Raw genomic sequence first — 9,302 nt, forward strand, 5'->3', positions numbered from 1 at the left:
CGCACCCGCGAGGGGTGCGACGCGCCGAGGAAATGTACCCTCTGTTGGGCGCTCTTAGTTTCAATCCACGCACCCGCGAGGGGTGCGACCGTATACTTAAGAAATAGCAATGTAATGCGTTTTAGTTAACACTTTTCCGCGAACCTCACTAAATAGCTATACAAATTCCGATGCTCAAAGCCTCCGAGATAGTTGTTAACCTCGTTCTTCCAAATCGCGAACCTCCCTGTGAATTCCCAACCACTTGCGGTTCGCGCTACAACACCAGGGTACCTTCCGGATCGTACCCTGGTTTGGCACCAACATGCTCAACCCTTCGTCTCCAGTTGGAGCCTAAAAAGTAATAGCGCAGGCTGTCGCTATTCTTATCAATGATCGATTCTAATTCGTTTTTCAATTTAACGAATTGGGCTGGTTCCAGCAAACATTCGAAAACCGAATTTTGCACCCTCTGTCCGAAATCCACGCATTTCTTGGCTACTTTCCTTAATCGTTTCTGTCCCGCTGGATCAATCGTACTCACATCATACGTTATTAAAACCATCATGATATCACCCCCTATTTTAAGATAAAGGCGGGATATGCGTCCAAGTCACCACGCAGAAATCTGGCCAATAATAATGCCTGCACATACGGCAACAAACCAATGGGAATTTTCTCACCGAGATAAGGGTGAATTATTTCTTCTTGTTTGCGCTTTTGCCACAAGGTCAGAATATTTTTTCTAACATCGGATTTTAAGTAAACAGCCTCGTTGCTGTTAACCACAAAATCCTGTGAACAAACCTGCCTCCTATTGATTAGTGACAAAGCCATGCGATCGCCGAGATACGCTCTCATTTCCTCCATTAAGTCCAAGGCCAGACTGGGCCGTCCGGGCCGGTCGCGGTGTAAAAAGCCAACCGCGGGATCGAGCCCCACACTTTCCAGAGCTGCCCGGCATTCATGCACCAGAAGAGTATAAAATAATGACAACAGAGCATTAAACCTGTCTAATGGCGGTCGTCGGCTGCGCCCTTTCATGTAGAACGCATCTTTTTCTTCCAGTATCAAATGATCGATTTGATCAAAATATCTTTGCGCCGTATCTCCCTCAATGCCACGTACTTCATCAAGGTTCTTGCTGTCAAAAACCTTCCGGGCTAAATTGCCCATAAGTGTGATGCTGTGAGTTATGTCGTCCCCTACTTTTTCCGGATGATCACGGCGTCCGCGCTGTAGTATCGCCCGACTGTTCATAACTTTAGCGGTAATAAAATATTTGGCCAGTAGCGGTGCAGTATTCTCGTTATCGGCCATACGATACTGCCTGCGCCTCAATAGCACATTCCCGCTTTGCGGTCCCTCCATTCGGGCTAAAAAACGGCCATGCTCTGTTAGGAAAGTGACGGTTATTCCCCTTTCAGCACACAGCCCCAACAAAGCCGGACTGGCACCCGGATAGCCGAAATATACGATTGACTCCAGGTTGTGGCACGGTATGCGAAAGATATTTTGATCATCTATCCTGACCACGATGTTCTCGCCCTCTCTGGCCAGATATGATTCAGGATTGGTCACATATAAAGTATTCAGTAATCTTCTCAATAAATCACCTCAACTATCTTCTTCCGATATACCTGCCAGAATCTCCCGCCAATAAGTATTGGCGCTGGTCTGTAATCGCATCCTGGGAAGACATATTCTCTCCATTGAGCATGTCCTGCAAACTCTTAATTTCATATCCGGTTTAGGTGTTGCCCCTTTCCGGTATAAACGGTGCATTCTTTCGCTCAAAGCAATTACTTTTTGTCTAAGCTCTTGATCCAACTTTACGACTTCGCGACGTCTGGTCTCCGCGTAATAGAGATCACCTTCATCAATATGGCATTGCATCATTTCTTCAAGGCACATTGACTGGGCACATAACTGAATACGGTCATAGTCACCTTGTTTGGTCTTTCCCCGTTTATATTCCACCGGCCGTGGCGGCAACTTCACCCCGGAACCATCCGGTTGCGGGCTGAATTCCACCACATCCGCTTCACCCGTAAGGCCCAGAGTCAGGGATTGCAGCTTCAAACCCCGCACTACGACCACTCCCGGTTTGTGAGCCTTATAATCAGGGTCATGAACCCGCTCATGAATTACACGGCCTTCGGCAGTGCGCTGATTCTCCTCCCATTGTTGCTCAATATGAATCAAAGCCCACTGCCGTTCACAAAAAGCCATGTGCTGTAAGCCGGATATAGGTAAAAGTTCGTCTTCAGAATACCTATTATCCATATCTTATTTCTCAATTAAATTTACGCCTGGAGGAATTTGCTCAGTCGCTACTGATATCTGGTAATCGCTGAAGTCTCTGGCTGGTTTATTGTTATCAATTCGTTTTACTTTAATGGCATCGAACAAGGTTTGTACAGAGGCATTGCCCATCTTGGATGAGTGTTCGAAAATAAACAATTTCCTTGTGCCCATCAAACCACGTGCTGCGGAACGGTCATGTTCAAACATGTTCGATAGTGATTCCCATAATAGATCCAGGTCTTCGATCGAAAAACCAGTTTGGTTGGCAAGCGGCGCTGACACAAAACCATGTGCCCGATACAAGCCGTAAGGCACGGTAAATTTGCGTCCCATAGTACGGTTATCTCCGCCTTGCTTTTCAGCCTCAGCTTCTGTGGCTACCGCCATTCGAGTTATGCTGTGCTCTAAGGCCACAACCGGGTCCACTGACCTTCCAAATGTTAATTGCACCGGACCGCGCACCTGGCCGGCATTGGCACCAGTTGACAATACGGCGCCGAAAGCTCTAATATCATAGAAATTTTGACACATGAACTGCTTGGCCCGGTCAATTTCTTTACCTTGACCTTGACCTGTTTTATTACGCTTCTTCCCATCAGTTGGGTCAGTCGGTGGTTCTGTCAAATCGATATCCAAGCTTTTATAGGCCTGTTCAATAGTGCTATTTAGCACTGCCTTCTCCTTTATGAAGATTCCATAAGGAGATTGGTCGTTGCCTTTCAATCCAATATAATTCCGAACCTTTCTCTTCAAACACACATCGGTGATCAAACCATGGCCCGTCTCAGCATCAACCCGGGGAAGATTCCCTGCATCCGGGTCACCGTTGGGGTTGCCGTCCTTTACATCGAACAGAATTACAAAATCATAGCGCTTTTCTATATCGTTTTTCATTTTATATACCCTCCTATATTTGGTTTACATTTGCCTTTATTTTTCAGTTTTTGGCTCAAAGAATGACTGCCGTTGATGATAGTAGCCAATCGCAAAACGTCCTTGTTCGTGCAAATCCAGATGGGCAGGAAAATCGGACAGCTTTCCCATGATTTCACCAAGAAGCCGTTCAAAATAGATCACCCGTCCTTTGTTGTCCAGCTTGGCCAGATGGTGGTTTTTTAAGCGCAGTAGATTGGCAAACACCGTTACCGGTGTTGAGCACGCTGCGCCATAAAATCGCTCGGTTATGGTAGCGTTAAGACCAGGATTGGCTTCTTCCTGAATCTTCTCCAGTGTGGCGAATAATCTCCCTAATTGATAGCCTATTGACGGTTGATTAATATCCAATTTCAAACTAACCTCCTTTGTGTTTTGACTCGGATAAAAACGATAATAACTATTGAGGTAGGCCTTCAATACTGCAGCTCTTACCGGTTTTACTCTGTTCTCGGTATCGCTGCGGATTCTGCGCAAACAGGCTTGCAACAATGTGGAGGGATAAGGTGCACCTGATAGGATAGAGCGCATGACCTCCCCCGCCAGATTAGGCGGAATATTTTCATTCTTATCCTGGGTGGCTATATTCGCCAATATACGCCATAGCGGATAGTATTCAAGTTCTCTTGGCGGTTTGACGATGGCGAAGTCATCGAAATACTGCTTAATTCGAACCGCAATTTCGGATATTTTATCTACCTGCCAAAATCTAATTGCAATCCTGGCAGCGTTGGGGGCCAGACCCAAGATATAAAAACGATTGTCCCCGTCATCATTAAGATAGGCTCCATTGTGTATTGATTCAAAAAGGGCTTTTACTTTTTGTACTCCTGCATCAGGATTATCTTTGTCAGGCTCACTGAAATATGATGAGAAATCAGACTCAAATGAGGAACTCTTTTCGGACCAAAATACAATTGAAGCATCACCGATATGCATGCATTGTTTAGGTGATTCGAGCAGCGTGTTCAATGCTTTGCCATACTGAGAAGCAACTATCTTGCTAACAGGCGCGTTGTAGCTTTGGGTTTTGTTGTATGAGTTGAAAGCGTCTTTGTTAAAACTGACGATGCAAGCTCCCGAAGTTTGGGCACCCCACACCCCTTTAGTCACCGGGTGGGTCACTTCAATAGCGACATTTTCATCACCTGTTATCAGGCATGTGCCTCTCCTGTCATTTTGCTCTTCCCCAGTGTCTGCCAGTGCTTCATAAACAGCCTTTGAATCAAAAACGACTTTTAGCCCTGTTTTCGGTATTTGGAAACTGAGTTTCACATTTCCAGCTCGTAAATCCTCACCATATTCCGGATGATTCAGAGCAAAATCAAAATGAGAGCGATCATCAAATCCTTTTTGCAAGAATTTTCGAACCGCAATGACACCACTATCATCCGTAGCCCCCAGCCAATGATCAATTGCTTCAATCATACTCTGCAGGCGGATATCTCCTTTGTCGCCCAGTCCAAAAACGAATGCTGCATTATCCCATAATAAATTAGCATCTTTACTGCTGTTGGTATGTTTTAATGCTTGTTTGCCGATATTAGGAACATTGAAGATACGTGGAACCTTTTTCCTCCCCCGCAATTCACGCAAATCTGAAATGCCAATTATATTGCCATTTAGATCCAGGCTCAGCAAGAAGTCAATGCCGCCTTTAATCCAACCATCTTGAGCAATTGCGCCATCAGCCGCTTTGCGGTCATAATACTCTTTTAACGCCTGTAATATCATCCTCTGACCTCCACCTCCCTTCTGTCTGTGTTTACTACTCCATTGTTAATCTGTGCTCTGAAAAACAAAGGCCTTGGATTGTCGATATCATACTGAAAATCCATATCATACAGCATATATCCCAGATCCCTGGTTTCATTGATGGTTTCAACAGGTTCTTCAGAGGGATTCTTAATTAACCGGAAATCACAGGCGAACTCCCGGCAGCCTAAATAAGGCCGGTGGAAGCATTGGCCTTTCTTGGCGCGCCGTTCAAACATGGCAGCATACTTGGCTTCTTTTTCATCCATCCTTGCCAGGGCTGTCTGTTCTTCAACATCGGCCCAAAATTCCGGCAAAGCTGAACGGTTGTTCTTTCTCTGATCTGGCGGTATGAAGTCAAAGTAACCGTAGATTCTATACCGGACATCCCGCAAAAACAACCCGGCGCGCTGCTGGCGTTCGTCCTCAATGAAAATTCCCATGGGAGCACCGACTGCGCCCGACATCTGTTTGGCAGTAGGCGCGGCTACCGTCCTGCCTACTTCATTACGCCGCACAGATATCCATTTAATTGGATGTAAGACTTCGATTTTGGTCACGTTCCACCGAATGGCCGGCTTCCAGAGTATCGCCTCAAATATTGCTCTGGCTGCCGACGGGGTGATCACATCGTAGCTTACCCGTTCGACCTTCATCTCCGGCCGGGTGAAACACGCATAATCTCCCCATACTTCCAAACACCAACTGGACAAATTCATCAACTCCCTTCTATAAAACAAATTTATCGGGATCAAAAAACGGCTCTACCATCAGTCCGGTGTCCAGAGAATAATCAGCATCAGTCGCCAATGCGAATACGCCCGGGCTTACTTCAAATATGGCTTCTCTTTTTAGGAGCTGATTATATTCATGGTTATAAATATTAACCATGTATCTCTGCAATTTACGCAGCAACCAGCGATCCGGGCCATTCACTTTCAGCAGTTCAGTTAATACTCGCCCTTCACCATAAGGAACCAGAATCCCGCGTGTGGCTTCATCGATCAGTTTGAATTTCTCAGCAGCAGTTCGGAAATTAATGCTGCATTCCGTTCTGTCGTTGGCTTCCGGATCCAGCAAGGATACGATATCTTTGCTGTCCAGTGAATTGACTCTCCAGTAAAGTTCGGAAAAATATCGGGTAAACATGTCCGGCTGCAAGGGATTTTCAGTCGTTATGACTAGCAGGCTGGCCGTAGTCTCAGCCGCTTTACGAAGTATACCCATCGGTGACTGGCGTGGCGGTATAAACACCACCACTCTCCCCTTGTTCGGAAGTTTTCCTTCACGGTTGCATCGTCCTCCAGCCTGAGCAACGGAATCCAAGCCCGCAAACGCTCTATACACCACGGGGAAGTCCAGATCAACCCCCGCTTCTACCAACTGAGTGCTTATAACTCTTACCGGTTCTCCGTTTTTTAATTTGTCTTTAATGTCCGCTATTACTTCGCTGCGGTGCTGTCCGCACATTAATGCCGATAGATGGTAAGTCCCCCGAGGCATCAGACTGTGCAACTCACGACAGCTCTTGCGATCTGACACAACACATAAGACTTGTTCATGCTGGCGTAGTTCTGCTGCAATATCTTCCCAAGTTGATTTGCTGTGAATATCAATTGGGAATTCAACACGAAAACGCTCCAGAGAATGATAGAGAGACTCAACCTCTTTTGCATCACCCATCATTTCCTTTACATCCTTTAATCCGGGGAATGGTCTGTCATCCATCTGACGTTCATTGAATGCCGGCTGGGTAGCGGTGGATATCACAAAACTGACCTGATAATGATCGACCAGCAATTGCATTGTGGCGAGAATAGGGATCAGGAAATCGGCAGGCACCAACTGGGCCTCGTCCAAAATCACCACTGAGCGTGTAACGTTATGCAGTTTACGGCAACGGCTGGATTTAGCGGCAAAGAGAGATTCGAAGAATTGGACCGATGTGGTTACTATTAATGGTGCATCCCAGTTTTCTGAGGCTAACCTTGATTTCGGTGTCGAATCACTCTCAACCAAATTGGAGTGGTGTTCAACTACCTGATCGGCACCAATGGCTTTTCTGAATACATCAGCATTCTGCTCAATAATACTGGTATACGGGATAACATAAATAATGCGGTCAAGATTATGTTTAACCGCGTGTTCGAGAGCAAACGCCAAACTGGACAGGGTTTTTCCTCCTCCAGTGGGAACGGATAGCGAAAATATACCTTGTTCATTCGAGGCCGCTTCTACACACTTGGTCCTGATATTGCGTCTGATTTCGTTAACCCTGGTTTTCTCGGATACTTCATCGAGTTTGCCAATATACTGATTGAACCGTTCGAGCAGCTCCGTCATTGAGCAATAATTACCCCTCAAAGCTGCCCGGTCACCATCCATATAGGCTTCGGTATCAAGAAAGTCGGCATCCACCAGTGTGGAATAGAGCATCCTGATCCATAGTGCAGCATCCAAGCCTTTGCTGAATATCCAAGGAGGCCGTCCGGGTTTTGAATTTTTTATTGCCTGGATAACACTCTCATCTATTTCATCAATACCTTGGCACTGCGATTGTTGATATTGCAGTGATGCCTGACCGGCACCATTTGCGGGCGACCAATCGGGTAATCCGGCGTGGTGCCCGGCTATGCAATAGGCCAGAATTCTACCTAGGCCTTTGCCATATAACTTTTCAGCCATCATAGCCCCATGGATGGCATGAGGCATCTTCCCAGGCTTGCCTTCCAAGTGAGCTTCATCGTCAAAATACCCGCTTTTTTTTTGAAGATACTGCTGCCATTTTTCTCTGCCTTTTCCCGCATCATGGGCCAAACCCGCAGCCCTGCCCCAGCCGCCAGAACCGAACTTGGCAGCAAATTTCTCGGCCAGTCTGGCGGTGTTTTCTAAGTGATCTGACAACTTTTGAGGTACATCCCAGGAACCATCATCTTTCCTAACAACATGAGCAATCAACTTTTCGCACATAATGATTTACCTTTCCTGCTTTTAGTCATTTCTCTTGCCAGCGCGGTCTTGCGGCCTATGCTTCCATTACCGATTCCACTCCGGGATTACTGTTATATTAGTGTGTTTTCGACCAGTTTCCATATTTGCCCTCTAAAATCCATAAATTTTTACATTTAGTCCAATCACAACCTATTATTTGATTATATTATTAAATATCGGCGACACTACAGTGACATAAAGATATAAAATTTATTACACACAACGTACAGAATTAGTTATGGATAAAAGAAATAGCCAAGATGACTAAAATATGTAAAAACCCACATATCTTAGCCATCTTGGCTTCTCAACAGATTTTACATTTGTTTCAATCCACAGATGGTTACACCTGACTTTATAAATTTTATCATAAAAAAAGGTCTGCATCAATATTTTCAAATGTAAAATATGTTAGTTGAATTTATTTATTAAATAGTATATTCTGGGATATAGGGACTTGGAAAAACTTTCATGAAGGTTGTCTACCAGCAAGCCATTACGCATTTCGGGAGGTGATACAGTGGGATTCAAGGCTGAGACTGGAAAAAAGAAATGAGGCTAGGCACAGCCCCATTTCTTTCAATTACATGTGACGGTTTTTGGCTTTTCCGTCTGTAGGACTACCATTAGTTGGCTACCACACCAACTGATTGGTATCATGATGCACTGATTTATTTCTTCTATGCGATAATCATAATTCCTGCATTAAATTAAAGCTTAAATAATATTTTGGGAGGTTCCAAATGATATATGCTACGAAAATTCATATGAACAGCGGGTATCAGAGTTCCAATATCCTGACTGATATTGATACGATTTATCTGGAAGGAAATGGAACCAAGGGATGGTTTAAAAAGGCTGTCCTTCACGATCATTTAAAAACAAATCCCCATACCATCAAAGTTAATATCAGTCCGTATCCCTATCTAATTCCTGCCTTAAGTACTCGACAGGAGAAATACGTTCGATCTGAATCTAACGACTCTGAACATGATAACCTGCTGAAATTGCCCAGGGTTTAAATTGCTTAAAATGCCCCTTTGATTCACGCGGATTTATTCTTGTTCTCGAGGCCACATCTCATACGAAGTGTGGCCTTTAATAATTGTCGTTTTCCAGCCTCCTACCATGTACAGGTCCAGATACCTGCGCAAGGTGCGTTCATTTTTTGGAGTATCCTTATTCTAAACAGATGATAAAAGCATAACCTGCCTGCGCGACAAGTAAATGTCACTTTGATGACACTAATTTAAATAATTCCCAGAAAACCAAAAACCGGCCTGTTAAGCCGGTAATTTTATCTTAGTGGTGCCCGAGACCGGGGTCGAACCGGTACG

General features: G+C 45.0%; 8 protein-coding genes. 1 reads left to right on the top strand and 7 read right to left on the bottom strand.

Features of this window, described 5'->3' with window-relative positions; all coding sequences use genetic code 11:
- Window positions 1-256: 256 nt before the first annotated feature.
- Genes cas2 through B3W37_RS10185 form a run of 7 tightly spaced genes read right to left on the bottom strand, consistent with a single transcriptional unit; the run spans window position 257 to window position 7,878 of the window.
- Window positions 257-547 (bottom strand): CRISPR-associated endonuclease Cas2, encoded by a 291-nt coding sequence (gene cas2, locus B3W37_RS10155; RefSeq protein WP_483175642.1) that lies wholly within the window; start codon window positions 545-547, stop codon window positions 257-259.
- 11 nt (window positions 548-558) lie between these two features.
- The gene (gene cas1c, locus B3W37_RS10160) at window positions 559-1,587 is read right to left on the bottom strand and encodes a type I-C CRISPR-associated endonuclease Cas1c (RefSeq protein WP_483175644.1); all 1,029 of its coding nucleotides are present in this window, start codon (window positions 1,585-1,587) and stop codon (window positions 559-561) included.
- Between the two features lie 9 nt (window positions 1,588-1,596).
- Window positions 1,597-2,265 carry a CRISPR-associated protein Cas4 gene (cas4, locus tag B3W37_RS10165; protein ID WP_483175645.1) on the bottom strand — a complete coding sequence of 223 codons (669 nt, stop codon included), beginning with the start codon at window positions 2,263-2,265 and terminating at the stop codon, window positions 1,597-1,599.
- 3 nt (window positions 2,266-2,268) lie between these two features.
- A complete protein-coding gene (gene cas7c, locus B3W37_RS10170; RefSeq protein ID WP_483175646.1) occupies window positions 2,269-3,180 on the bottom strand; it encodes a type I-C CRISPR-associated protein Cas7/Csd2 in 912 nt (303 codons plus the stop codon).
- 36 nt (window positions 3,181-3,216) lie between these two features.
- Window positions 3,217-4,953: a type I-C CRISPR-associated protein Cas8c/Csd1 gene (gene cas8c, locus B3W37_RS10175; RefSeq protein WP_483175648.1), complete on the bottom strand. Its 1,737-nt coding sequence runs from the start codon at window positions 4,951-4,953 to the stop codon at window positions 3,217-3,219.
- On the bottom strand, window positions 4,950-5,693 hold the full coding sequence (gene cas5c / locus B3W37_RS10180) for a type I-C CRISPR-associated protein Cas5c (protein ID WP_483175649.1): 744 nt from the start codon (window positions 5,691-5,693) through the stop codon (window positions 4,950-4,952). Before cas5c ends, cas8c begins: the two co-directional genes overlap by 4 nt.
- A gap of 10 nt (window positions 5,694-5,703) precedes the next feature.
- Complete coding sequence (locus B3W37_RS10185; protein WP_483175650.1) at window positions 5,704-7,878, bottom strand: CRISPR-associated endonuclease Cas3''; 2,175 nt, start codon at window positions 7,876-7,878, stop codon at window positions 5,704-5,706.
- A gap of 830 nt (window positions 7,879-8,708) precedes the next feature.
- Between B3W37_RS10185 and B3W37_RS10190 the strand changes: the two genes are divergently transcribed.
- Window positions 8,709-8,987 carry a DUF3892 domain-containing protein gene (locus B3W37_RS10190; RefSeq protein WP_483175651.1) on the top strand — a complete coding sequence of 93 codons (279 nt, stop codon included), beginning with the start codon at window positions 8,709-8,711 and terminating at the stop codon, window positions 8,985-8,987.
- The last annotated feature ends 315 nt before the right edge of the window (window positions 8,988-9,302 follow it).

It is taken from the genome of Syntrophomonas sp. UBA5494, from assembly GCF_002426325.1.